This window comes from Streptomyces sp. NPDC001750, from assembly GCF_042892615.1.
GTDB lineage: Bacteria > Actinomycetota > Actinomycetes > Streptomycetales > Streptomycetaceae > Streptomyces.
Map to the genome: position 1 here is coordinate 146,723 of NZ_JBIAUE010000001.1, position 23,349 is coordinate 170,071.

Here is a 23,349-nt window from a genome sequence, read left to right on the forward strand (position 1 = left end):
GACTCGCCGTTCACGTCATCCGCCCGTGAGGAAGCCGAAGTCGACGTTGGCCCCGTAGACGAAGCCCACCGTCAGCAGCACCAGCGTTCCGGGGAGCAGGAAGGTCGTGACCGCGAAGGTCGCCTTGGGGACGGCCCTGGCGGCCTTGCGGCGCGCGTTCTGGGCGTCGGTGCGCCGCATGTCGTTCGCGATCTGGATCAGCGTCTCGACGATCGGGGCACCGAGCTCCTCACCCTGCTGGAGCGTCGTCACGAACATGGCGACCTGCTCCGAGTCGTTGCGCTTGCGGAGCTGGTCGAATGCCTCGCGGCGGCTGACACCCATGTCCATCTGACGCAGCGTGATGCGGAGTTCGTCGGCCCAGGGGCCCTCGTACTTGTCGGCGACGCGGGCCAGGGCCTGGCGGAAGCCGAGGCCGGCCGACACCACGACGGCCAGCACGTCGAGGAAGTCGGGGAGGGTGCGGTCGATGTGGTCACGGCGCACGCGCACCGCGGCCCAGATGCCGACCTCGACCCAGAACAGGCCGAACGCGATCAGCACCAGGGCCAGGAAGAGCTGACCGCGCATGAGCATCGTGAGGGCGCCGAACGCGCCGAGGCCGCCGTAGACGGCGCGGCGGGCGGCGTAGCGGTCGATGGTCAGACCGCCGGGATTGCCCGCGAGGTCGATCTGGCGGCGCTTCTTGTTGACGGCCTTGGGGCCCATCATGCGCAGCACCGCGGGCGCCCAGCGCATGCCGAGCCGGTCGATGCCGGAGCCGACGGCACTGGTACGGGTGGCGCCGACCTCCAGGGCGATCGCGAGGTCGCCCGGGAGCTTCGCATCGCGCCGGTACATACGGATACCGGCGGTGATTCCGTACACCGCGAGGCCCATCAGGCCGGCGAGCAGCAGGTCCATGTTTCCCCCGCCCATCAGACGTCGATCCGGGACATACGGCGGATCACGATGAATCCGATCGTGTAGAGGGCGATGGAGATGACCACCGCGACCTGGCCGATGAAGGCGCCGGTCATGCGGTCGAGCGCGCCGGGCATCACCGCGTTCATCAGGAGCATGGCGCCGAGGCCGAATATCGGGACGGCGTAGGCGGTGACGGTCACCTGCGACAGCTGGGTCTTGACCTCGCGCCGGGTCTCCTTGCGCTCCTCCAGCGTCTCCGTGAGGTTGCGCAGGGAGCTGACGACCGTACCGCCGGCCCGGTTGGACAGGACGAGGGTGGTGACGAGGACGACGAGTTCGCGGGAGGGCAGCCGGTCGGTCATCTCGCTCAGCGCGTCCTCGAGGGGTTCGCCGACGGCGAGACGGCGGGCGACCCTGGCCAGTTCCTCTCCCGCCGGGTTCTCCATCTCGTCGGCGGCCATGCCGATGGACGTGCGCAGGGCGAGGCCGGCCTGGGTGGCGTTGGCCAGGATGCGGGCGAGTTCGGGCAGTTGGTTGATGAAGCGTTCGGTGCGCTTGGTCCGCTGCCAGTTCAGGAAGGCGTTGGTGCCCCAGAGGCCGATGAGGGCGGCGACCGGACCGAAGAAGCTGGCGAGCATGGACGAGGCGATCATCCACAGCGCGGCCATGGCGAGGATCGCGTAGACGAAGAACTCGCCGGGGGTGATCTCCAGGCCGGTGGCGGCCAGCTTCAGTTCGAGCTTCGCGCCGAGGGCGGTCTTGCGCAGCCTCCTGTCGATGGCCCGGAAGCGGCGGTGGCGCCCGCCCTCCGTGACCGGGCCGGTGCGCGAGAGCCGGTCCACCAGGGCGTCGCTGTCGGCCTTGCCGCCGGAGTAGGCGTGCAGACCGGCGACGCCCGTGACACCGGCCAGCAGGGTGACGCCGATCGTGAGAAGAGGGAGATTGGTCATGGCTCGGTACCTAGTTGGCCTCTCGGGTGGCGAGCTGTTCGGCGGAATCGGCGACCCCGAAGGCCTGCGGGATGGGCTGGCTGGCCATGTAGAGGCGCTGGGCGATCCTGCGCGGGATCGGGAGGTACTGGAACTCGCCGTTGATCCGCCCCTCGGAGTCCATCGGCCGGGCGTTGAAGCGGGCGACGGAGACGATGCGGTACGGGTCGCGGCCGTGCGAGTCCAGGACGGCGATCTCGGTGATCTTTCGGGAACCGTCGGCGTGCCGGGTGAGCTGGACGATGACGTCGACGGCGCTGTTGATCTGGTCGTGCAGCGCCTCGAACGGGACGTCGATCTCGGACATCGACGCCAGGGTCTGCAGACGCATCAGCGCGTCCTCGGCGTTGTTGGCGTGGACGGTGGCGAGCGAACCGTCGTGACCGGTGGACATGGCCTGGAGCATGTCGAGCGACTCGCCGCCTCGGACCTCACCGACGACGATGCGGTCGGGGCGCATACGCAGGGAGTTGCGGACCAGGTCGCGGATGGTGATCTGGCCCTTGCCCTCGACGTTGGCCGGGCGGGACTCCAATCGGATCACATGGCTCTGCTGGAGCTGGAGTTCGGCGGAGTCCTCGATGGTGACGATGCGCTCGCTGTTCGGGATGAGTCCGGAGAGCGCGTTGAGCAGGGTCGTCTTGCCGGTACCGGTGGCGCCGGAGACGATGACGTTGAGCTTGGCCTGGACGAAGCCGGACAGCAGGATCAGCATCTGCTCGTCGAGCGAGCCGATGCTGATCATCTCCTGGAGCGTGAAGGCCCTGGGGAACCGTCGGATGGTGAGCGTCGCGCCGGTCAGCGACAGCGGCGGGATGATCACGTTGACACGCTCACCACTGGGTAGACGCGCGTCAACCATCGGATTCGACTCGTCGACGCGGCGGTTGACGGTCGACACGATGCGCTCGATGGTCTGCATCAGCTGCTCGTGCGAGCTGAAGCGCATCGGGAGCTGTTCGACCCTGCCGCTGCGTTCGACGAAGATCTGGTCCGGCCCGTTCACCATGATCTCGGTGATGGACGCGTCCTCCAGGAGCGGTTCCAGGATGCCGAGACCGAGTGCCTCGTCGACGACCCGGCGGATCAGCTGAGTGCGTTCGACGGTCGAGAGGACCGGACCTTCGCGGCTGATGATGTGGCTGAGGACGCGCTCCAGCCTCGCCCGCCGGTCTGCGGCGGCGAGCGAGGACATCTCGGCCAGGTCGATCTCTTCGAGCAGCTTGGCACGGTAGGCCGCCACCATGTGGCTGTCCTCCCGCCCCCCGCCGTTCTTCTCGGGGGCGTTCATGCGTGCCCGCAGACTCATTGCTCACTCCTCGTTCCGACTTGCTTGTTGAACCGCCTACGGGACGGCCGTGCCGTACGGCCCGGGGTCAGGTGCGGGGCATCGTGGAACTGCGTTCGGCCTTGCCCCAGATGTTGACGCCGGGGATGATGTCGGGCACTTCGACCCTGACCGTGCAGGTGACCTCGTCGAAGGAGGAGCCTTCCGGGACGAATTCGGCCCGGTCGGCGGTCCAGCCGCTCATCGCGTCCCTGGCGGCGTCCTCGTCGCAGCCGCCCATGGACATGCTGGCCGAACGGGCCCCCGCACGGGCCCCGGTGCCCGCCTGGTTGGCGGCGTACGCGGCGATGCCGGTCTGGATCGTGAGGAGGCCGACCAGGAGCAGCAGGGGCAGGAAGCCCAGGTACTCGATGGCGACCTGTCCGCGGTCGCGGCGGGTGGCCACAGTGGGGTTCGGGGCCGTGCCGCCGGGTGTGCGCACGCTCATCGCTCAGCCCTCCATCGGGTACGCGCCGCGGCCTGTGACGGTGAACGGCCAGTTGAGTACTCCAGGCGCCAGCACCGGAACCTTGAGCCTCACCTGGGCCGTGTACATGCCCGACGAGTTCCGCCTGCACGTCGTCCTCATCGTCTCCTCCCAGGCGTCCGGGAGATCCTTCCTGGCCGCCTCCTGGCATTCCAGCGTCCGGATCCCCTCCGTGATGGCGCCCTGGTGCGCCGCCTGGTCGGCGGCGTTGCCCGCGAGGGAGAAGGTGTAGCCGATCAGGGCGCACTGCCAGAGCGCGATGCCGAGCAGGATGATCAGCGGGGTCATGCCCAGGCCCTCGATCGCGGTCTGGCCCCGGTCGCGCTCGCGCCCGGACATCCGCTCTCGCAGCCGCGGCCGCCCATGCGCCCGCTCGCGTCCGTTCAGCCCGTCACGCGACCGGCCGCGCACCCGGGAAGACCCGTGGGCGCCCGGCCGGGAAGGATCGGCGCGATGCCTTCCCGGTATCCCCGTGTCTGTCGTCTCGGTGAGTGCCATTGGTCAACTTGCCCCCTTGGTCGTCGCCCGGTTCCGGGAGTCGCCGTCGCGTCGGCCGCCGCGTGGGCGGCCGATCGAGCCCCGGTCGTTCTTGAACTTCGCGCCGCTCCTCGCGCCGTTCTTCTCCGCCTTCTCAGGAACCTTGACGATGCCGAGCTCGCCCGCAAGGGCCCAGAGGGCCTGTTTGACCGTGCTCTTGGAGTCGAGTTCGTGGAGTCGGCCGGCGTCGACGACGGCCTGGAGTTCCTTGAAGTTGGCGGGAACGGCCGTCTCGGCCATCCGCGTTCCGGTGATCTTCTCGACGAGGGGCGGCTGGATCTCGGTGTTGCGGGTGAAACGGTTGACGAGGGTGACCGTCTCCTCCGCCTTGCGGATCTGGAGCCGGTCCCACATCCGTACGAGGCGCTTGGCACCGCGCACCGCGATGACGTCCGGGGTGGTGACCAGCAGGGCCGTGTCGGCCATCTCGATGGCCGCCGCGTTCGCGCCCTGGAGCTGGCTGCCGCAGTCGATCACCACGACCTCGTAGCGGGTGCGCAGCGCGCTCACGATCTGCCGGGCCGAGCGGTCGCTGACCTCCTCGGCGCTCTCGCCCTCGCCCGGTGCCAGGAGCAGGGACAGTCCGGTGTTGTGGGTGAAGACGACGTCGGACAGGACCCGCGGCGTGATGTCGGTGATCGTGGAGAGGTCGACGACGGACCGCCGGAACTGCACGTCGAGGTACGAGCCGACGTCGCCGGCCTGGAGGTCCATGTCGACCAGGGCGACATTGCGCCCGGACGCCTGGGCCGCCAGGGCGAGTTGTACGGCGGTGACGGTGGTCCCGACGCCGCCCTTGGCGCCGCTGACCGTGACGACGGCGCCGCCGGGGCCGGTGAAGACCTCGGCGCCGGTGCTCAGGTGGCGGCGGACGCCTGCGGACCACTGGGCCGCGGACTGGACGCGGTTGACGAGTTCCTCGTAGCTCAGGGGCAGGGTGACGACGCCTCGCGCACCCGATTCCATCGCGGACGAGAACAGGCCGGGGGTGACGTCGGCGGTGATCAGCACGACCCCGATCGCGGGGAAGCGCAGCGAGACCTCCCGGATCAGTTCCAGTGCCGGCACCGGACCGATCCGCTCGTGGACCAGCACGACCTCGGGCAGCTCGTCGAGCGACTCGCCGGCCAGCCGGGCGAGGGTGTCGATGAGCTGGGTCGAGTCGCCGACCGGGGCGGCCGGTTCGGCGTCGGGGAGCTGGCTGAGCAGGGTGGTGACGGATCTGGCCGCGTCGACGTCACCGACGGCCGGGAGGATCCTCGTGGTCATCCGATCCTCACTTGTCCTTGTCGAGCGTGTAGGTGCGGTCGCCCGGACGGATGGTGCTGTCGCTTCCGGAGGCCAGGAGCGCGAGGCGTACGTGCTGCGCGAAGGACTCGGCGTAGGCGATGCGCTGGGTGTCGAGCGTGTTCAGGGCGAAGGTGATCGGGACGGCCTCGGTGCCCATGTTGGACTTGCCGTCGCGGCTCGGCTCCAGGGCCGTCAGCTTGCCGACGTCCAGCACCTTGGCGTTGGAGACGATGACCTTCGACTGGGAGGGGTCCCCGTCGCGCTCACCGGCGAACGTGGCGTAGATGTTGACGGTGGCACCGGGCGTGATCTTGCCGGCGACGCCGGTCGCGGCGTCGATCATGATGGCGATCTCCTGCTCCCCGGGCTGGAGTTCGGGGCGCTTCTGCATCATGTCGGACTGGAGCAGGGAGCCCTTGCGCAGCTGGGTGACGGCGATCTTGCCGTTCACCTCGGAGAGGTCGGTCACGGCGTTCGTCGAGAGCCAGCGCTTGGGCATCGAGATCTTCTCGAACTGCCCGGACGACAGGGCGGTGTAGGGGGCGACGTCGGACTTGAGCTGGTAGGCCGAAACCTCGGGGCCCACCTTGGAGTTGACGTCGCTGATCACCGAGAGCACGCCGGCGAAGGCGCCGAAGGCGCACAGAACCGACAGGAGCAGGAGTATCACGCCGCGGCGCTGGCGGGAGTTCATGGGCCGGACAACCTCGTTCGATTCGGATGCGTGGGGCAGCGGACAGGAGGGCGTCCACGGAGGAAAGCGGAAGCGCTAGGACCGTGGTGGTGCGGGCGCTCCGTGGCTGAGGACACCGGCGTGTGGCATTCGGTTCTCCGCCGCGGGCAGCGGCGAGGAGCAGAACCCGCAGAGGTCACCTATGAGTTCCATTCCGCACCAGTGGCAGATGTCCCGACGTACGGAGCACACCAGTTGGTACAGGACGGAGATGTCTGGCAGATAGGCGGCGAATTCCACCAGCTTTCCGGTTCCCCACCAGCCAGGGGAGCCGGAGGGAAGTGCGGCCTCGTGAATGGTCTGGACCTTCCACGCGGGCGCGAGGGTCTGTTTGACCCACTCGGACTGCGACTGCCCCTTGGCGGTCATCAGTTCGGTGGGGAATTCCGGGCCGGTCGGCGGTTCCGCCTTCGGGCCGATCGTGACGAGCTGTGGCTCCGGACTCGCGACCACCGCGAACTGGGAGCCGGGGACCCAGGACTTGGCATGGGTGCGGAGGTCGACCGGCACCCTGTCGAACTTGGTGACGGAGTGCAGCAGCGCGCCCGCATGGATGTAGTGGGACAGCAGCCGGGCGGCGGAGGCGACCACTCCCGGGCTGAAGTCGCAGATGGACAACTGGCGCAGTTGCCGCACGAGCACGGCGATGCCCAGTGGAGGAAGGTCCACCTTGAGCAGAGCGATGCGATCGCTCTCCAGAACGGAACGCACGGAGTATAGCCGACGTTCATGGGCGGGAGCGATGCTACTCGGGTAGACAACGACGACGTAGCCGTGCTGCTCCAGCAGCACGTGCATGTCCCCGATGGCCATCTCCAGCGGCTGGGCATCCGGAGCCTGCAGCAGCGCGGCGGTCGGCGTCTGCTGGTCGGTCGGAGGCAGTACCAGATCAGCACTTGTCACTGCTATTGCGGTCGGCACACCGTTCCCCGTTTCAACTCCGGCCAAACATCGGTCATGACGCCGGCCGCAATTACTTCTGATCCGCGCTCTGCCTCAGCACTTTATCCACGTCTTACCTGGCAGAGAACACTTTCCGGAGGCCAGTACGACAACGTGAGGAAGAAGCCGGGTCAACGCTCGCGCGTCAAATCGGATCAAATCGAAAATCGTTAACTTCTGTACCACTGCGGAGAGTTACGGATCGCCCTTCCGGTGGCCCGCGACCCCGAATTCGTCTCCGCATGTCAGGCCGGATGCGGAACCGGGGCGCCCGACGACCGGCGACGGGCGGGCGGTCACTGTCCGAGCACCTGGACCACGTCACCCGCACGGGGCGGGACAGGGTCAACAAAACGTCAATTCATGGAGGCCCGGCGGTGATCGTGAAGGGTTCGCGGGGTGTTCACGGGACGTTCGCGAACGACCGGCGGGGCGACCGGGAAGCCGGCCCGGCGGCCGGGTACCCGACCGCGGTCGCTGCCAGAGGTCTTGACAACTCGATTGGTCTGGACCAGCTTTAGCGGCCAGCGGCGACCGACGCCGTCCGGATCCCCCGCCCCTCCATCCCCCGTCACTCCCCGGACAGCAGCGGTACCGCCGGCCGACACGGTCGAACACGCCCCCGTTCTCCCCCACTTCCCCGCCAGTCGTCCCCCATCCCCGGCCCCGTCCCCGAACCTCACCCCCATTTCCGCGCCCTGGGACGCACCGCCGCAGCACCAACTCCCCGTCAGCCCGCCCCGCCCGCTCTCCGGTCCGCCCCCGGACAACGGCCCGTGAGCCGCGTCCGCCTTCCCCACCCGCCGGACCCCACCCGTCGGCCCTCACCGTCCGAATCCCCCGACTCCCCCACGGAGGCAGCACAGTGGAACTCTCCCCCGCCCACGGGCCCAGAGCCCGGATGCGCCACACCCAGCCGCTGCTCGGCACCGCGATGGCCATCCTCGCGGCCGGCGCGCTCACCGCCACCGCCCTCGTCGGCAGCGCCCAGGCCGCCGACGTCAACGTCGCCAAGAACCCGGGCTTCGAGGCGGGACTGGCCGACTGGACGTGTTCCGGCGGCACCGGCGAGGTGGTCTCCTCCCCCGTGCACGGCGGCACCGGCGCCCTCAAGGCCACCCCGGCCGGACAGGACAACGCGCGCTGCTCCCAGACCGTCAAGGTGAAGCCGGACTCGACCTACACGCTCAGCTCCTGGGTGCAGGGCGGGTACGCGTACCTCGGCGCCGGCGGCACCGGGACCACCGACGTCTCCACCTGGTCGCCCGGCTCCACCGGCTGGACCCAGCTCACGACCACGTTCAAGACCGGCCCGAGCACCACCTCGGTCACGGTGTACACGCACGGCTGGTACGGGCAGGCCGCCTACCTGGTCGACGACGTCTCGGTCAGCGGCCCCGACGGCGGCGACGGTGGCGGCGAGACGCCGCAGGTTCCCGGCGCGCCCGCCGGTCTCGCGGTCGGCACGGCCACGACCTCCTCCGTGTCGCTCTCCTGGAACGCGGTGTCCGGCGCGACCGGCTACACGGTCTACAAGGACGGCGCCAAGGCCACCACGACCACCGGGACCTCCGCCACCATCACGGGCCTGGCCGCCGACACGGCGTACCAGTTCGCCGTGAGCGCCACCAACGCGGCCGGCGAGTCCGTCAAGTCCGCGTCCGTCAGCGCCCGTACGGCCAAGGACGGCGGCGGCACTCCCAACCCGAACCCCTCCGTGCCCAAGCACGCGGTGACCGGCTACTGGCAGAACTTCAACAACGGCGCGACCGTGCAGAAGCTCAGCGACGTGCCCGCGAACTACGACATCATCGCGGTCTCCTTCGCCGACGCCACGACCACGCCGGGCGCCGTCACCTTCAACCTGGACACGGCCGGGCTGAACGGTTACACCGTCGACCAGTTCAAGGCCGACATCAAGGCCAAGCAGGCCGCCGGGAAGAACGTCATCATCTCGGTCGGCGGCGAGAAGGGGACCGTCTCGGTCAACAACGACGCCTCCGCCACCAACTTCGCGAACTCGATCCACACCCTCATCCAGGAGTACGGCTTCAACGGCGTCGACATCGACCTGGAGAACGGCCTCAACTCCACCTACATGACGAAGGCGCTGCGCCAGCTGTCGCAGAAGGTGGGCTCCGGCCTCGTCATCACGATGGCGCCGCAGACGATCGACATGCAGTCGACCTCGGGCGAATACTTCAAGACGGCGCTCAACGTCAAGGACATCCTGACCGTCGTCAACACGCAGTACTACAACAGCGGTTCGATGCTCGGCTGCGACGGCAAGGTGTACTCGCAGGGCTCGGTGGACTTCCTGACCGCGCTCGCCTGCATCCAGCTGGAGGGCGGTCTCGACCCGTCGCAGGTCGGCCTCGGCCTCCCCGCCTCCACCAGCGGCGCGGGCGGCGGCTACGTCTCCCCGTCGGTCGTGAACGCGGCCCTGGACTGCCTGGCCTCGGGCACCAACTGCGGCAGCTTCAAGCCCTCGAAGAAGTACCCGGGCATCCGCGGTGCGATGACCTGGTCGACCAACTGGGACGCCAAGTCGGGCAACGCCTGGTCGAACGCGGTGGCCCCGCACGTCCACGGACTGCCGTAACCCCGCCACGGCGTCGACCGCCGCGCAGGATCCCCGACCAGCAGCGCCGCCGCTCCCCCGGCGGCGCTGCTGCGTGTGTCAGAGGGTTTCCGCCGCGCAGTGCCGCGCGGCGCGTTCCATCGCCTCCACGGGGGTGAGCGCCGCACCCTCGGCCTCGGCGGCGGCGAGCGCCTCGGCGCCCAGGGCGTTCCGCAGGGCGGCCCGGCTCTCCTCCCTGCGGTCGACCACGGCCCGGAAGGCGAACAGCAGGCTCTCCGCGCCGCCGGGCCAGATGGCCGCCGTGGCGGCGTGCAGGACGGCGGCCTCCCGCAACGAGCGCCCCTCGGCGAGGGCGCAGCGGACCACCGCGTCCAGCAGCATGGCCGGGCAGCGGCGGCCCGGAAAGCGGTGCCGGCCGGTCAGGGCCTCGGCCAGCACCTCCCGCGCGGCGCCGGTCTCACCTCGGTCGAGCCGCACCACGGACACCGACCACAGGATGTAGCCGCGGTGCCATTCCTCGCCGGTGCGGCGGGCGACCTCCAGGGCGTCGGTCAGATGGGTCAGCGCCCGGTCGGTGTCGCCTGCCTGCCCGTAGGCCGTGCCGAGCTGGTTGTGCGCGTACTGCAACCCCTCGGGGTCCCCCGTCGTCCGGAACTGTGCCAGGGAGCGCTCGGTCAGCGCCACGGCGCGGTCCGTCTCCCCACGCAGCAGACGGACCAAGCCCTGTACCAGAAGGCTCCAGGCGAGCGCCCCGGTGTCCCCGGAACGCCGCGCGCGGCTCGCTGCGGTGCCCGCGCCTCGCATGGCCGCCCGCATGTCCCCGCATATCGCGTCGAGATAGGCCCCCATCCACAGGACGCGCGTGCGCGACCGATCCGGAGCGAGGCCGCGGGACGGGTCGGCGGTGCGCTCCAGGGCCCGGGCGGTCCACCGGCGCCCCTCGTCGAGCGATCCGGCGGCGACGCAGTGCCACCACAGATCGGCGACGAGCTCCAGGGCCGCGCGCGCCGCCGCCGGATCGGTGGATTCCACCAGGCCGTACTCGACCGCGCGGCGCAGGTGGGTGAGTTCGGCCCGGACGGCCTTGATCAGCTCGGCCTGGCCCGCGCCGTGCCAGCGTTCGCACGCCCGTCGCGCGAAGCGGACCCACCACGCGAGGTGCCGGCCCTGGACCAGTGCGGTGCGTCCGCGTTCGGCCAGCCGGGAGCGCCCGTACTCGCGCACCGAGTCCAGCATGGTCAGCCGGTGCGAGCCGTCCGGCATGCGGACGGCGGTGAGCACGGAATGGTCGACGAGCCCGGCGAGCGCGTCCAGGGTGGCCCCGGCGGCGGTCACCGAGGAGGGGCCCGTCCCGGTGGCGGACGACGGGCCGCGGGCCGCCTCGGTGGTGAGCGCCGCCCCACCGGCCGCCCCACCGGCCGTCCCGGCGGCACGCACCGGAGCGCAGACGGCCTCCGCGGCGTCCGGTTCCACCTGGCCGACGAAGACCGAGAACGCCGCCCAGGCCCACTGCTCCTCGGGGCTGCACAGCTCGTGGCTCCAGTCGAGCACCGCCCGCATCGAACTGTGCCGCCGGGGCGCCGCCGGGTCCGCGTTGCGCAGGTCGCGCGCGTCCCTCAGTCCGCTGTCGAGACGGCTCAGCAACTGGGCCGGGGACAGGAAGCGCAGGCGCCGTGCGGTGATCTCCAGCGCGAGAGGAACCCCGTCCAGGCGTCGGCAGATCCGCTGGGCGCACTCCTGGTCGCGGCTGTTCCAGTCGAGTCCCGGGAGGATCGCGCGGGCCCGTGCCCCGAGCAGGTCGAGCGCGCCACCGGGCCCGGTGGTGAGCGGCAGCGGAAGCACCTCGTAGAGGTGTTCGCCGCCGACGCCGAGGGGGCGCCTGCTGGTGGCGAGGACGGTGACCCCTGGGGCGTGCCGCAGGACGCCGGCGACGACTTCGGCAGTGGGCGCGAGGGCGTGCTCGCAGTTGTCGAGCACCAGCAACAGGTTGCGGTCCCGCAGGAGTTCGACCAGCCCGGTGAGCGGCCGGGTGCCGGGCGCCGTCACCTCGCCCAGGGCCGCGAGGGTCTGAAGCACGACCGCCCCGGGGCCGGCCACCTCGGAGAGCTCCACCCAGCGCGCCCCGTCGCGGTGGTGCAGGGCCGCGGTGCGGGCGACCTGCTGGGCGAGCCTCGTCTTCCCCACCCCGCCGAGCCCCGTGAGCGTCAGCAGCCTTGTGGTGGCGAGGAGTTCGTGCGCCCGGCCCACCTCCCGCGCCCTGCCGACGAAGGACGTGGGTGTCTCCGGAACGTACACCGCCCCCGGCCCGCCACCTCCTGCGTACGGTTCCGGCACAGGGCCTGCGACGGTGGCCGGGGACCGTCCGTTCAGCCGCGTCCACAGCTCGCGCCAGGCGGTGTCGTCCGTGACGCCGCAGGCCCGCAGGTAGGCGCTGAGCACCTGCCAGGTCGGAAGGCGATGTCCGGAGGCCGCGGCGGAGAGGGTGGACGGCGCCACATGGACTCTGGCGGCCAGTGTCCGGTACGGAACGTTGCCGCTCGCGGCACGTAACTTCCTTAAGGATGCGGCTAGTTCGCCGACACCCCCGGTTTCCGCGCTCAGCGGTTTCTCCTGCCGGCCCACGTCGCCCTCCGTGTCTCCCGCCTGCCCGGCCGTCGAAACGTCGGGACATCGGATTCACTGCTCGGTCGATTCCGTTGATTTCGTTGATTTCATTGTGACCGGAGCCTGTTCACGTCCTCACCACTCGCCTGAAATCAATTCCGTTCCGGTGCACGCTGTGCACCCGGCTCCGCCGGTCACGGGGCGGCGGAGCACGAATGAGGGACGGATCTGTGGAGCACACACCCGACCGATACCGGCTGCGCGGCCGACTCCTGCGCTGGGGCATGTTCTTGCTGGCGGTGTGCCCGCTGCCGGTGGCGTTCCTGGCCGACTGGGACGCGTCGGGCAATGTGGCATCAGTCGTGAGCACATGCATCGGGATGTGCTCGCTGTTGCTGCAGCACGCGGCCGACGCACGGTCCGGCCGGGGCGGGCGGGCCGGAGCGCCGGACGGCGCGGGCGGGCCCGCCGCCCCCTCGCCCGGTTCCACGACGGGTCCCGGGGCGACGGGCGACGCGCGAGCGGCCGGGCCGCCCGAGGGGGCAGGGGAAGGACGGCGGCTGTCGACGGTCAAGCGGGGGGACGCCGCCGCTCCGGCCGGGGGCGCGACGCCCGCACCGGGCTCCGCGGGCACGATGCCGGGTTCCCCGGACCCCGCCCCGGTCCCGCCCGGCCCGTACATCAACATCACCGGCAACCACGGTCCGGTGGTCCTCAACAACGGGCACCGGTCCCGTCACAGGGTCTCGATGCGGTACGCGGGCGGCTCGGTGCGCCACAACCCGGGCCTGGCCCTGGGGTACGTGGGTGCCGTGGTGGCGCTCGTGGTGCTGTGCGTGTGGGGGCTCGCACCGCTCCGGAACAGGGACACCGGCGAGCCGGGGGCCGCGGCCCCGCCCGCGCCGGCGCCCTCGCTCCCCGGCCCGGCCTCCGCTCCGCCCTCGCCGACGCCTTCCTCAGCACCTTCGTCGGCCGCGCCCACCACCCCACCCGCGCCACCGGCCGTCGAGCCACCGGTCCCTCCCCCCACCTCGCCCCCGGCCGCTTCTCCGGTCCCGAACGACTCGCTCCAGTGCGGCGCCTGGAAGCCGGACCACGGGGTCACCTATCGGACCTGCATCGGGGAGTCCGGTGGCCGACTGGTCCTCGCGGCCCACTACCGGGCCGACCCGGGAGCCGGTACCGAGGGAAAGCGGATGTGGCTGTGGCTGGTCCGCAAGTCGGACATGGACAAGTCCCAACCGAAGGTGTGCCCGCGCCCGATCGCCGCCGAGCAGCACCTCTGCGGTCCTCTGAAGGTGAGCGCGCCGGCGGCGGGCGAATACACGGCCGCCGGCGGCATCAGCGACGACCCCGCTTCACACCCTGGGCCCTATGTCGCGGAGGGGTACTACGGGATGCAGAGCGGTCCCATGTACTGGAGGGGGGACGACTGAGCGGGCGGTCCGGCAGCGCGCGACACGCGGTGCGCGGAGGAATGCCGGACTCGTGCCCGGCGCGCGCTTCCACACCTCCCGTCCCGAACGAGCCCGTCATGGATGTCGCGCCGTCGCGGCACGGGACGGCCGCGGGGTTCCCGTGGGACCCTGTTCGGCACACCATGCGGCGACGGGGGAGCGACATGGCGGGGCCACGGCTGGAGGCACTGGGCGAGAGCGATCCGACGACGCTCGGGGCGTACCGGCTGCTCGGGCGGCTGGCCTCCGGCGGGATGGGGCGGATCTACCTCGCGCAGGCCGCAAACGGACAACTCGTGGCGGTCAAGACGCTGTTGGCGGAAGGGGAGGCCGGCCCCGTCGACCGGCGCAGGTTCGCCCGCGAGGTGAAGGTGGCGCAACGGATCGACAGCGCGTTCACGGCGCGCGTGCGGGAGGCCGATCCGGACGCCGAGGTCCCCTGGATGGCCATCGACTACATACCCGCCCCCTCCCTGTCCGAACTGGTGCGTTCCGCAGGGGTGTTACCCGCATCCGCGGTGCGGTGGCTGGCGGCCGGGACGGCCGAGGCGCTCGTCGTGCTGCATCGCGGGAACGTCGTCCACCGGGACGTGAAGCCGCAGAACATCCTGCTGCCGTTGACCGGCCCCCGCCTGATCGACTTCGGCATCTCGCACGCCAACGACCTCACCCTGACCGGACTCACCCTCGGCACGATCGCCTTCACCTCGCCCGAGCAGGCTCGCGGCGAGGGCTCGACGGCGGCGTCCGACGTGTACTCACTGGGCGCGACCCTCTTCCATCTGGCCACGGGGCGGCCTCCGTACCGGGCCGACGGCGACACGCTCGCGCTGCTCGCGCGGGTGCAGCGCGGTGAACTGCACCTCGACGGGCTGCCGAAGGACCTCGTCCCGCTGATCCGTCCCTGCCTGGAGGTGCGGCCGGCGGACCGTCCCGCACCGGCGGACGTGCTGCGCGAGTTCCGGCGGTCGATGGCCGGGCTGCCGCTCTCGCAGAGCGGGAGTCGCTGGCTGCCGCCGCGCTGGACGGCACTGATCGAGGAGTACGAGCGACGAGGCCACGAACTGCGCCGCTCCGCGACGGCCGGCCCCGACGGGCCGACCGTGGACCAGCGCACGTCGGCGGTGCCGCCGCCGCCCCGGACCCGTGTGTACACCGGGGACGTCGCGGCGGAGGAGAGGGCACGTGCGGAACGGGAGAGGGCCGGGGAGCGCGAACGGGAGGCGCGGGAACAGGAGCAGGCCCGGGAACGGGAGCGCGAACGGGAGCGGCAGCGGGAGGAGGAACGGAAGCGTGCGCGGGAACGGGAGCGGGCGGCCCGTGAGCACGAGCGTGCGGAACGGGAACGGGCCGAGAAGCGGGCCGCGCGCGAGCGGGCCGCCCGGCTCGACGCCGAACGGGCCGAGAAGCGGCGGCGCGAGGAACGGCTCCGTCAGGAGCGGGCCCGCACCAGGGCCTCGTCGTCCTCGCGCCCGTCGGCCTCCTCCGGCGCGGGCTCCGGCTCGGCCACCGGCTCCGGCTCGCGTGCCGCCGCCCCGGCGACGGGGAACGGCTCCTCCGGCGGCTGGTGGCTCCTGCCGGTGATCCTCGTCGTGCTGCTGGTCTGGCAGCCGTGGAAACCGGACTCCGACGGCAGCACCGGCGGCGCCACCAGCACGTCCACCAGCTCGTCCGGCGGCGGGTACACCTCGTCCTCCGGTGGTGGCGGCGGAACCGGAAGCGGCTCCCGTTCGTCCTCCTCCACCACCGCCGACGACCCCGCCCCCACGCCCGACGCCGCCGACACCGCCTTCCGCGACGTTTCGACCGGGGACTGCCTCACCGCGTACGACGACGGCTACGAGGACTGGTCCACGTCCGTGCCGCGCACGGTGTCCTGCGGCGCCGCCGACGCCTACACGCGGGTGACGTCCGCGCGGAAGGGAATCCGCTTCGGCGACTGCCCGGTGGGCAACGGCCGTACCTACTGGTACCACTCGGGCTCGGTGCCGGACTTCGGCGTGTCGTTGTGCGTGGAGCGCCAGTTCCGCACGGGCCAGTGCTTCGTGGCCAGGATCAGCGGCACGAAGGTCACCAAGTCACGCCTCATGAACGTCTGGAGCTGCGACGCGGAGAAGGTTCCCGCAGGCTTCAACGCGACCCTGCGGATCACCGGGTACCACCGGGCGCAGAAGACCTATCCGCAGGGCTACTGCTCCCGGAGCCGGGACGACCGGAACTACTACTGGATCTACGACGTGGACGGCGGCAAGAACGTCCTGTGCACGACGTACAGCCGCTGAGGCCCGAGCGGTACGGCCGCCGACGCCCGACGGGCGGTTCCCGGGGGCCGGCGTCGGCCGGACGGTCGGCCGGTCGGCCGGCCAGGGCCGCAGGAGCGCGGCGCGGTGCTCCGCGGCCCCGCGGTCCCGTACGGGGTCGGATCAGCCGAGGATCGCGAGCGCGTCGATCTCGATGAGCAGGCCCTTGGGAAGCCCGACGTAGACCGTGGTGCGGGCGGCGGGCGGGGCCTTCAGGTCCTGCCCGGCGAAGTAGGCGTTGTAGATCTCGTTCATCTCGGCGAAGTGGTCCACGTCCGTGAGGTAGACGCGCATCATCATCACGTCGTCCCAGGTCGCGCCGCCCTCCTCCAGGATCGCCTTGACGTTGGCGAAGGTCTGGAGGGTCTGCTCCCGCAGCGTCGGACCGGCCGGGGTCGGTGCCTGGCCCTCGACGGCGGGGAGGAAACCGACCTGGCCGGCGACCTGGAGGATGTTCCCCTTCTTCACCCCGTGCGAGAACTTCGCGGGCGGCGTGGTGTGGGTGCTCGGGGTGAGGGCGATCTTCTCGGTCATGGCTGTTCAGGCTCTCCTGGGTTGGTTGGTGCCGGAGTAGTCCCGGCTGATGGCGTCGGCGGTGCGGCGCACCAGCGGGAGCAGGGTGAGGAGTTCCTCGGCCGTGACGACCACGTTGGGCGCGGAGACCGACATCGCGGCGACCACGCGTCCGTCCGCGCCCCGGACGGGGGCGGCGACACAGTTGATGGACTCCTCGTGGCCGCCGAGGTCGGTGGCCCAGCCCTGTTCGCGGACGACGGCGAGTTCCTTGAGGAAGGCACCGGCGTTCGGGGTCGAACGGGGCGTGTACATGGGGTAGTCGAGCCTCTCGGCGACGGCACGCCGCTCGGGTTCGGGAAGGTCGGCGAGGAGCAGTTTCGCCACGGCGGCGACGGTGATCGCGACGGGCTTCCCGATCCGGGAGTACATGCGGACCGGGTAGCGGCTCTCGACCTTGTCGATGTAGAGGACCTCGTTCTCCTCGTACACCGCGAGGTGCACGGTGTGGCCGCAGCTCTCGTTGAGTTCGACGAGATGGGGGTGGGCGATCTCGCGTACGTCGAGGTTCTCCACGGCCTCCTGCGCGAGGGCGAAGAGGCGGGCACCGAGGCGGTAGCGCTGGTCCTGCTGGCGGTAGACGAGGCCGTGTTCGTGGAGCGTACGGAGCAGGCGCAGCGCGGTGGACTTGTGGACGCCGAGCCGCTCGGCCACCTGTCCGAGGTCGGCGGGCCCCTGGGCGAGCAACGGCAGGATGCTCAGCGCGCGGTCGACGGTCTGGCTCATGCGCGCGCCTCACTGTCCCTGCGGTCCTCGCCGCTCCTGTGGCCCTCGCCACCCATGGCCGGATGCCTGGACCGGTGCTCGGCCGAAGGCCCAAAGGGGCGCTCGGCCGGATGCCCGCTCGGGGCGCCCGGCCGGCCCGTCCCGCCCGTTCGCTGGTCGCGGTCGCTCACGTCGTACGCACCTCCTGTTCCTCCCCCGTCCACCCGGGGCCGAGACGAAGTCTCCCCCAGGCGTCGTCGTCCAGCGCGGCCAGGGCGTCGGCGCGGGCGCGGGACGGCGGGGCCGTGAGGTCCCCGGGGACGGTGAGCACGGCGGCGGCCATGAGGTGGCCGTGCCGGACCCGGTCGCGTACGCCCAGGCCCCGCAGGGTGGCGGAGAGGAACCCGGCGGCGAAGGCGTCACCGGCGCCGACGGGTGCGACGACATCGACGCGGAGGGCGGGGACGCCGGTGACGGTGTCCGTCCGCCCGGTGTCGGTCCGTCCGGAGTCCGCCGCTCCGGCATCCGCCGCTGCGTTGCCCGCCTCTCCGACGACGGCGCCTCCCGTACGCGAGAAGACCGTGGCCCCCTCGGCCCCGCGCTTCACGACCAGGACCGCCGGCCCCGGGAGCGCCGCGCGGATCGCCTCGGCCCCGTTCAGCCCCCATGCCTCCTCCGCCTCGTCCTCGCCGACGAAGACCAGATCGCAGCCGCGGGCCAGGTCCAGCAGCACTCCGGGGCCCGCGGCGGCGTCGCGCCACAGGCCCGGCCGGTGGTTGACGTCGAAGGAGACCAGCGGGCGTCCGGGGCGGGGCGAGGTCAGGTCGCGGAGCAGGGCCAGACAGTCGGCGGAGAGCGCCGCCGTGATGCCGGACAGGTGCAGGACGCGGGCCGCGAACAGCGCCTCGTACGGGACGTTGTCCGGGGACATCGCGGAGGCGGCGGAACCGGCCCGGTAGTAGGCGACCTCGTGCACGTCGGTACCCCGGTCCGTCGCGGTACGGAAGTAGATGCCGGTGGGCCGCGCCGGGTCGCGCCGCACCGCGGAGGTGTCGACCCCGTATCCCGCGACGGCCTCGACGAGGTGGTCCCCGAACCCGTCCGAACCGACCCTGCTGACCCAGGCCGTCCGGTGGCCGGCCGCGGCGAGCGCGCAGGCGACGTTGGACTCGGCGCCGCCGATGCCGCGGCTGAAGGAGGGCACGTCGGCGAGACGGCCGGGCCGCGACGGCAGGAACGTCACCATGGACTCGCCGAGGCACACGACGTCGACGGGCGGGACGGAGCCGCCGGTCTCACCGGTGCGCGTGCGCGTCCCGGCGAACGCGCGGACGGACGCGCCGACGAGCGTCTCCGTACTGGCGGGCGCGTCGACGGGCGGGACGGAGCCGGTGTCGGCGGTCCTGGCCGGGGTTCCGGGCACTCGGGGCTCCTCGCGTGATCGGTGGTGCGTTCGTTCGGGGCGGCTGACATGGCGGTGGGCGGCCGGTGAGCGGCCCGTGCGGTGGTCGGGGCGGTGCGAACGGCCAGGATGGTGCGACGGATCCCGGAGAGTGGCGCCCGGTCTCGCGGATCCCCCGGCGCCGTGCTGCCATTGACCCGGTGTCGGCTCGGATGTTAGACACCGACAAGCGATATACGCAACGGACGTTGCATATGATGCAACAGCGGCTTCCGCCGTGACAACCACTTCGATCGAGGAGGCACCCTTGGCCGCCGACCGCCCAGTGGCCGGACTCGCCGACGAGCTGATCGACCACCGCTTCAAGGCGCTCCCGCCCGACGCCGAGGGCCTGACCGTCGGCGCCCTCGCCGCCGAACGGCGCGATCTCTTCACGGGCGGCTTCACCACCCCGGTGCTCGCCCTGTCCGCCGAGTCCGTCGAACACAACCTCGCGCTGCTGGAGTCGTACGCGGAGCGCCACGGGCTGGCCTTCGCCCCGCACGGCAAGACCTCCATGTCCCCGCAACTCTTCGCCCGCCAGCTGGAGCACGGCGCCTGGGGCATCACGGCGGCCGTACCGCACCAGGCGCGGGTCTACCGGGCGTACGGGATCCGGCGGATCTTCCTCGCCAACGAACTCGTCGACGCCGCGGCCCTGCGCTGGCTCGCCGGCGAGCTGGACCGCGACCCGGAGTTCCGCTTCGTCTGCTACGTCGACTCGGTGCGCGGCGTGGAGCTGATGGACGAGGCGTTGCGGGCGGCGGGCGCCTCCCGCCCCGTGGACGTCGTCGTGGAGCTGGGTGCGGGCGAGGGTGCGCGCACCGGCGCACGCACCGAGGCGGAGTGCGCTGCGGTCGCCGACGCGGTGGCCGCGACCGGGACCCTGCGGCTGGTGGGCGTGGCCGGGTACGAGGGCGAGGTGCCGGACGCGACGGGCGAGCGGGTCCGCGAGTGGCTGCGGCGGCTCGTCGCGCTGGCCGTCGCCTTCGACCGGGAGGGCAGGTTCGGCCGGAAGGACCGGGGAGACCGGCTCGCGGCATCAAGGACGGTACCGGCAAAGGCCGGAGCGGCTGCGGGAGAGGCCGGAGCGGCCGGGGAAGCAGCCGAACCGGCGAGGGGAGAATCCGAACCGGCTGCGGGAGAGGCTGGAGCGGCCATGCGGCGCGTGGCGGATGCCACCGACGACGGCATCGTGATCAGTGCGGGCGGCAGTGCGTGGTTCGACGCGGTGGCGGACGTCTTCGCGCAGATCCCCGAACTCTCCCGCCCCGTACTGAAGCTGCTGCGCTCGGGGGCGTACGTCTCGCACGACGACGGCCACTACCGCCACCTCACCCCGTTCAACCGCGTCCCCGAGGAGGGAGCCCTGCGGCCCGCCTTCCGGCTCTGGGCCCAGGTCGTGTCCCGGCCCTCCCCCGGGCAGGCGTTCCTCAACGCGGGCAAGCGGGACGCGGCGTACGACCTCGATCTGCCGCAGGCCCAGGTCGTACGCTCCGGGCGCGACGGTACGGTCCGGCCCGCGACGGGCATCACGGTCGGCGGGCTCTCCGACCAGCACACCTGGCTGCGCACCGAACCCGGTGCCGAACTGGAGGTCGGCGACTGGGTCGGCATGGGTCTGTCGCATCCGTGCACCAGCTTCGACAAGTGGCAGCTGATCCCGCTGGTCGAGGCGGACGGCACCGTCACCGACTACATCCGTACCTTCTTCTGATCCCCGATCGCTCCCGATCCGCATCGGCCCCGATCCCGATCAGTCGCTCGATCCACAGACAGGCGATCCCATGGACCTGGTCATCCGCGACGCGTACGTCATCGACGGCACCGGCTCTCCCGGCCGGCGCGCCGACGTGGCGGTCGACGGCGGCCGGATCGCCGCGATCCACCCCCAGGACGCGCCCGGCCCGCGCCCCTCGGGCCGCCGCGTGCTCGACGCCGACGGACTCGCCCTCTCCCCCGGCTTCATCGACATGCACGCGCACAGCGACCTGGCCCTGCTGCGCGACCCCGACCACAGCGCCAAGGCCGCACAGGGCGTCACGCTCGAAGTCCTCGGCCAGGACGGCCTGTCGTACGCCCCGGCCGACGACCGGACGCTCGCCGAGGTGCGCCGCACCATCGCCGGCTGGAACGGGGGCGGACCCGAGGACCCCGGCGTCGACTTCGACTGGCGCACGGTCGGCGAGTACCTGGACCGTCTGGACCACGGTTTCGACGGCCGGGGCATCGCCGTCAACGCCGCCTATCTCGTCCCGCAGGGCACGGTCAGGATGCACGCGATGGGCTGGGTGGACCGCCCGCCCACCGAGGCCGAGCTGAACCGCATGAGGGAACTCGTCGCCCAGGGCATGGCGGAGGGCGCGGTCGGCATGTCCTCCGGCCTCACCTACACGCCCGGCATGTACGCGGACGACGCCGAACTCACCGAACTCTGCCGGGTGGTGGCCCGGTACGGCGGCTACTACTGCCCCCATCACCGCTCGTACGGGGCGGGTGCGCTGGCCGCGTACGAGGAGATGGTGCGGCTGACCAGGAACGCGGGCTGCGCGCTCCATCTCGCCCACGCCACCATGAACTTCGGGGTGAACGAGGGGCGGGCCCCGGAGCTGCTGGCCCTGCTCGACGCGGCGCTGGACGCGGGCGCCGACATCTCCCTCGACAGCTACCCGTACACCCCCGGCAGCACCACCCTCGTCGCGATGCTGCCGAGCTGGGCGGGCGAGGGCGGCCCCGACGCGGTGCTGGCCCGCCTCGCCGACGACACCATCGCGGAACGCATACGGCACGACATGGAGGTGGTCGGCTCGGACGGCTGCCACGGCGTGCCGATCGAGTGGGACACGATCGAGATCTCGGGAGTCACCGCGCCGGGCCTCGGCGAGTACGTCGGCCGTACGGTGGCCGAGTCGGCCCGGCTGCGCGGCGAGGCACCCTGGGCGACCGCCCGCCGGCTGCTCGTCGAGGACCGGCTCGGCTCCACGATCCTCCAGCACGTGGGCCACGAGGAGAACGTCCGGCGGATCATGCGGCACCGGGTGCACACCGGGGGCAGCGACGGCATCCTCCAGGGCGACAAGCCGCACCCCCGCGCCTATGGCACCTTCCCGCGGTATCTCGGCCGGTACGTACGGGAGTTGGGCATCCTGTCGCTGGAGGAGTGCGTCGCCCACCTCACCTCCCGCCCCGCACGTCGGCTGCGCCTGGCCGACCGCGGGTACGTCCGCGAGGGCCACCGCGCCGATCTGGTCCTGTTCGATCCGGCGACGGTGGCGGCGGGTTCGACGTTCGAGAAGCCGCGCACGCTTCCGACCGGCATCCCGCACGTACTGATCGACGGCCGCTTCGTCATCGAGGACGGCCTCCGGACCCAGGTACTGGCGGGCCGCGCCGTACGCGGTGAGGGACGGACCGTACGGGGGTGAGGGACGGACCGTACGGGGGTGAGGGGCGGACCGAACGGGGGTGACGGGCGGGGGCGAGGGCTGGGCCCTCGCATGAAGGCCGCAGCGGTGCCCCCGGCCCCGACGGAGCCCACGAGGTCCACGAGGGCCACGAGGGCCATGAGGCCTATGGGAGCTACGAGGTCTCCGCCGCCTTGGCCGCTGCTGCCACCTCCGCCGCCCGGTCCCTGGCCCAGGCCAGGTCTTCCTCGGTCGGCGCGTCGTCCTGGGTCAGGTTCGCCCGCCAGTAACCGCTGAACTCCACGGCGTTCCGGGGCAGTGCGCGTTCCCCGACGAGGTGACGGCGCAGCGCCCGTACCGCCCCGGCCTCACCGGCCAGCCAGGCGGCCCCCGGCCCGACGGGCAGCTCGGCCGCCCGTACCGCGTCCACCAGCGCCCCGCCCCGGTCCCGGTCCACCCAGTGGACGGACACCTCGCCCGGCGAGTGCAGCATCTGGTGCTCCGCCGCGCCGGCGACCTCGGCGTAGACGACCGCGCGCGACCCGGCCGGCAGGGACTCCAGGAGCGTCCCGATCGCCGGGAGCGCCGTCTCGTCACCGGCCAGCAGCAACCAGTCGGCCGCCGGCAGCGGCCGGGCGTACGCCGCCGACGGGCCGACCATGCCGAGCACGTCCCCCGGGCGCGCGACCCGGCCCCAGCGGGCGGCGGGGCCGTCGTCACCGTGCAGCACGAAGTCGACCGTCATCACACCGCTCGCGCGGTCGTACCCGCGCACGGTGAAGCTGCGCATGAGCGGACGTTCGGGCTCGGGGATCGCGAGGTACGCCTCGTACCACCGCATGCCGTGCGCGTCGTCGGCGTCGGGCACCGGGAGCCGGGGCACGTCCTGCCCCTCCCGGGGGAAGCACAGTTTCATCTGCTGATCGGGGCGGTCCTCCAGGATCTCCGCGAGACTCTGCACGCCCGCGCCCATGCCCACGTCCGAGGCGAAGGAGACGCGCGCGACCCGTGGGGTGATCCGCTCCACGCCCACGACCCGTACGTACGACACAGGCAACACGTGGCCCATCCCG

At 71.8% G+C, this 23,349-nt stretch carries 18 protein-coding genes; 5 read left to right on the forward strand and 13 right to left on the reverse strand.

Annotation, left to right across the window (positions count from 1 at the left end; translation table 11 throughout):
• Positions 1 to 15: 15 nt before the first annotated feature.
• The 8 genes from ACFYY6_RS00640 to ACFYY6_RS00675 all read right to left on the reverse strand — a co-directional run bounded on the left by ACFYY6_RS00640 (position 16) and on the right by ACFYY6_RS00675 (position 7,172).
• Positions 16 to 903, reverse strand: a complete 888-nt coding sequence (locus ACFYY6_RS00640) for a DUF5936 domain-containing protein (RefSeq protein WP_351628314.1) — start codon at positions 901 to 903, stop codon at positions 16 to 18.
• A 14-nt stretch (positions 904 to 917) separates the two neighbouring features.
• Positions 918 to 1,856: a type II secretion system F family protein gene (locus ACFYY6_RS00645; protein WP_351517461.1), complete on the reverse strand. Its 939-nt coding sequence runs from the start codon at positions 1,854 to 1,856 to the stop codon at positions 918 to 920.
• A 10-nt stretch (positions 1,857 to 1,866) separates the two neighbouring features.
• Positions 1,867 to 3,204 carry a CpaF family protein gene (locus tag ACFYY6_RS00650; RefSeq protein ID WP_351517460.1) on the reverse strand — a complete coding sequence of 446 codons (1,338 nt, stop codon included), beginning with the start codon at positions 3,202 to 3,204 and terminating at the stop codon, positions 1,867 to 1,869.
• Positions 3,205 to 3,271: 67 nt separating this feature from the next.
• Positions 3,272 to 3,670 (reverse strand): TadE/TadG family type IV pilus assembly protein, encoded by a 399-nt coding sequence (locus ACFYY6_RS00655; RefSeq protein ID WP_389191080.1) that lies wholly within the window; start codon positions 3,668 to 3,670, stop codon positions 3,272 to 3,274.
• 3 nt (positions 3,671 to 3,673) lie between these two features.
• A complete protein-coding gene (locus ACFYY6_RS00660; protein WP_351517458.1) occupies positions 3,674 to 4,048 on the reverse strand; it encodes a pilus assembly protein in 375 nt (124 codons plus the stop codon).
• Between the two features lie 162 nt (positions 4,049 to 4,210).
• On the reverse strand, positions 4,211 to 5,515 hold the full coding sequence (locus ACFYY6_RS00665; protein WP_351517456.1) for an AAA family ATPase: 1,305 nt from the start codon (positions 5,513 to 5,515) through the stop codon (positions 4,211 to 4,213).
• 7 nt (positions 5,516 to 5,522) lie between these two features.
• Positions 5,523 to 6,230 (reverse strand): Flp pilus assembly protein CpaB, encoded by a 708-nt coding sequence (cpaB, locus tag ACFYY6_RS00670; protein ID WP_073781699.1) that lies wholly within the window; start codon positions 6,228 to 6,230, stop codon positions 5,523 to 5,525.
• 75 nt (positions 6,231 to 6,305) lie between these two features.
• Complete coding sequence (locus tag ACFYY6_RS00675) at positions 6,306 to 7,172, reverse strand: hypothetical protein (RefSeq protein ID WP_351517455.1); 867 nt, start codon at positions 7,170 to 7,172, stop codon at positions 6,306 to 6,308.
• 940 nt (positions 7,173 to 8,112) lie between these two features.
• On the opposite strand from ACFYY6_RS00675, the gene ACFYY6_RS00680 reads away from it, so the two are divergent.
• Positions 8,113 to 9,813, forward strand: a complete 1,701-nt coding sequence (locus ACFYY6_RS00680; protein ID WP_389191449.1) for a chitinase — start codon at positions 8,113 to 8,115, stop codon at positions 9,811 to 9,813.
• 78 nt (positions 9,814 to 9,891) lie between these two features.
• On the opposite strand, the gene ACFYY6_RS00685 is transcribed toward ACFYY6_RS00680, so the two are convergent.
• Complete coding sequence (locus ACFYY6_RS00685) at positions 9,892 to 12,231, reverse strand: ATP-binding protein (RefSeq protein ID WP_389191083.1); 2,340 nt, start codon at positions 12,229 to 12,231, stop codon at positions 9,892 to 9,894.
• 395 nt (positions 12,232 to 12,626) lie between these two features.
• On the opposite strand from ACFYY6_RS00685, the gene ACFYY6_RS00690 reads away from it, so the two are divergent.
• The gene (locus ACFYY6_RS00690; RefSeq protein WP_351628213.1) at positions 12,627 to 13,832 is read left to right on the forward strand and encodes a hypothetical protein; all 1,206 of its coding nucleotides are present in this window, start codon (positions 12,627 to 12,629) and stop codon (positions 13,830 to 13,832) included.
• A 185-nt stretch (positions 13,833 to 14,017) separates the two neighbouring features.
• Positions 14,018 to 16,135 (forward strand): serine/threonine-protein kinase, encoded by a 2,118-nt coding sequence (locus ACFYY6_RS00695; protein WP_389191086.1) that lies wholly within the window; start codon positions 14,018 to 14,020, stop codon positions 16,133 to 16,135.
• A gap of 141 nt (positions 16,136 to 16,276) precedes the next feature.
• Here ACFYY6_RS00695 and ACFYY6_RS00700 read toward each other — a convergent pair whose 3' ends face one another.
• From ACFYY6_RS00700 to ACFYY6_RS00710, 3 genes are all read right to left on the reverse strand, one after another.
• The gene (locus ACFYY6_RS00700) at positions 16,277 to 16,687 is read right to left on the reverse strand and encodes a RidA family protein (protein WP_351517449.1); all 411 of its coding nucleotides are present in this window, start codon (positions 16,685 to 16,687) and stop codon (positions 16,277 to 16,279) included.
• A 6-nt stretch (positions 16,688 to 16,693) separates the two neighbouring features.
• A complete protein-coding gene (locus tag ACFYY6_RS00705) occupies positions 16,694 to 17,452 on the reverse strand; it encodes an IclR family transcriptional regulator (RefSeq protein ID WP_073781695.1) in 759 nt (252 codons plus the stop codon).
• Between the two features lie 166 nt (positions 17,453 to 17,618).
• On the reverse strand, positions 17,619 to 18,677 hold the full coding sequence (locus ACFYY6_RS00710) for a sugar kinase (protein WP_389191452.1): 1,059 nt from the start codon (positions 18,675 to 18,677) through the stop codon (positions 17,619 to 17,621).
• A 433-nt stretch (positions 18,678 to 19,110) separates the two neighbouring features.
• Here ACFYY6_RS00710 and ACFYY6_RS00715 point away from each other — a divergent pair, with 433 nt between their 5' ends.
• Both ACFYY6_RS00715 and ACFYY6_RS00720 read left to right on the forward strand, forming a co-directional pair.
• On the forward strand, positions 19,111 to 20,589 hold the full coding sequence (locus tag ACFYY6_RS00715; protein WP_389191089.1) for an alanine racemase: 1,479 nt from the start codon (positions 19,111 to 19,113) through the stop codon (positions 20,587 to 20,589).
• A 70-nt stretch (positions 20,590 to 20,659) separates the two neighbouring features.
• Positions 20,660 to 22,297 carry a D-aminoacylase gene (locus ACFYY6_RS00720; protein ID WP_351628199.1) on the forward strand — a complete coding sequence of 546 codons (1,638 nt, stop codon included), beginning with the start codon at positions 20,660 to 20,662 and terminating at the stop codon, positions 22,295 to 22,297.
• Positions 22,298 to 22,451: 154 nt separating this feature from the next.
• Here the strand turns inward: ACFYY6_RS00720 and ACFYY6_RS00725 are convergent, their stop codons facing one another.
• Positions 22,452 to 23,345: a siderophore-interacting protein gene (locus ACFYY6_RS00725; protein ID WP_389191092.1), complete on the reverse strand. Its 894-nt coding sequence runs from the start codon at positions 23,343 to 23,345 to the stop codon at positions 22,452 to 22,454.
• Positions 23,346 to 23,349 lie beyond the last annotated feature (4 nt).

Bases quoted from the DNA above. Each gene is read 5' to 3' on its own strand.
- ACFYY6_RS00695 (WP_389191086.1), top strand. From the start codon at position 14,018: ATGGCGGGGCCACGGCTGGAGGCACTGGGCGAGAGCGATCCGACGACG.
- ACFYY6_RS00710 (WP_389191452.1), bottom strand. From the start codon at position 18,677: ATGGTGACGTTCCTGCCGTCGCGGCCCGGCCGTCTCGCCGACGTGCCC.
- ACFYY6_RS00665 (WP_351517456.1), bottom strand. From the start codon at position 5,515: ATGACCACGAGGATCCTCCCGGCCGTCGGTGACGTCGACGCGGCCAGA.
- ACFYY6_RS00705 (WP_073781695.1), bottom strand. From the start codon at position 17,452: ATGAGCCAGACCGTCGACCGCGCGCTGAGCATCCTGCCGTTGCTCGCC.
- ACFYY6_RS00655 (WP_389191080.1), bottom strand. From the start codon at position 3,670: ATGAGCGTGCGCACACCCGGCGGCACGGCCCCGAACCCCACTGTGGCC.
- ACFYY6_RS00640 (WP_351628314.1), bottom strand. From the start codon at position 903: ATGGACCTGCTGCTCGCCGGCCTGATGGGCCTCGCGGTGTACGGAATC.
- ACFYY6_RS00660 (WP_351517458.1), bottom strand. From the start codon at position 4,048: ATGTCCGGGCGCGAGCGCGACCGGGGCCAGACCGCGATCGAGGGCCTG.
- cpaB (WP_073781699.1), bottom strand. From the start codon at position 6,230: ATGAACTCCCGCCAGCGCCGCGGCGTGATACTCCTGCTCCTGTCGGTT.
- ACFYY6_RS00700 (WP_351517449.1), bottom strand. From the start codon at position 16,687: ATGACCGAGAAGATCGCCCTCACCCCGAGCACCCACACCACGCCGCCC.
- ACFYY6_RS00725 (WP_389191092.1), bottom strand. From the start codon at position 23,345: ATGGGCCACGTGTTGCCTGTGTCGTACGTACGGGTCGTGGGCGTGGAG.
- ACFYY6_RS00680 (WP_389191449.1), top strand. From the start codon at position 8,113: ATGCGCCACACCCAGCCGCTGCTCGGCACCGCGATGGCCATCCTCGCG.
- ACFYY6_RS00720 (WP_351628199.1), top strand. From the start codon at position 20,660: ATGGACCTGGTCATCCGCGACGCGTACGTCATCGACGGCACCGGCTCT.
- ACFYY6_RS00645 (WP_351517461.1), bottom strand. From the start codon at position 1,856: ATGACCAATCTCCCTCTTCTCACGATCGGCGTCACCCTGCTGGCCGGT.
- ACFYY6_RS00650 (WP_351517460.1), bottom strand. From the start codon at position 3,204: ATGAGTCTGCGGGCACGCATGAACGCCCCCGAGAAGAACGGCGGGGGG.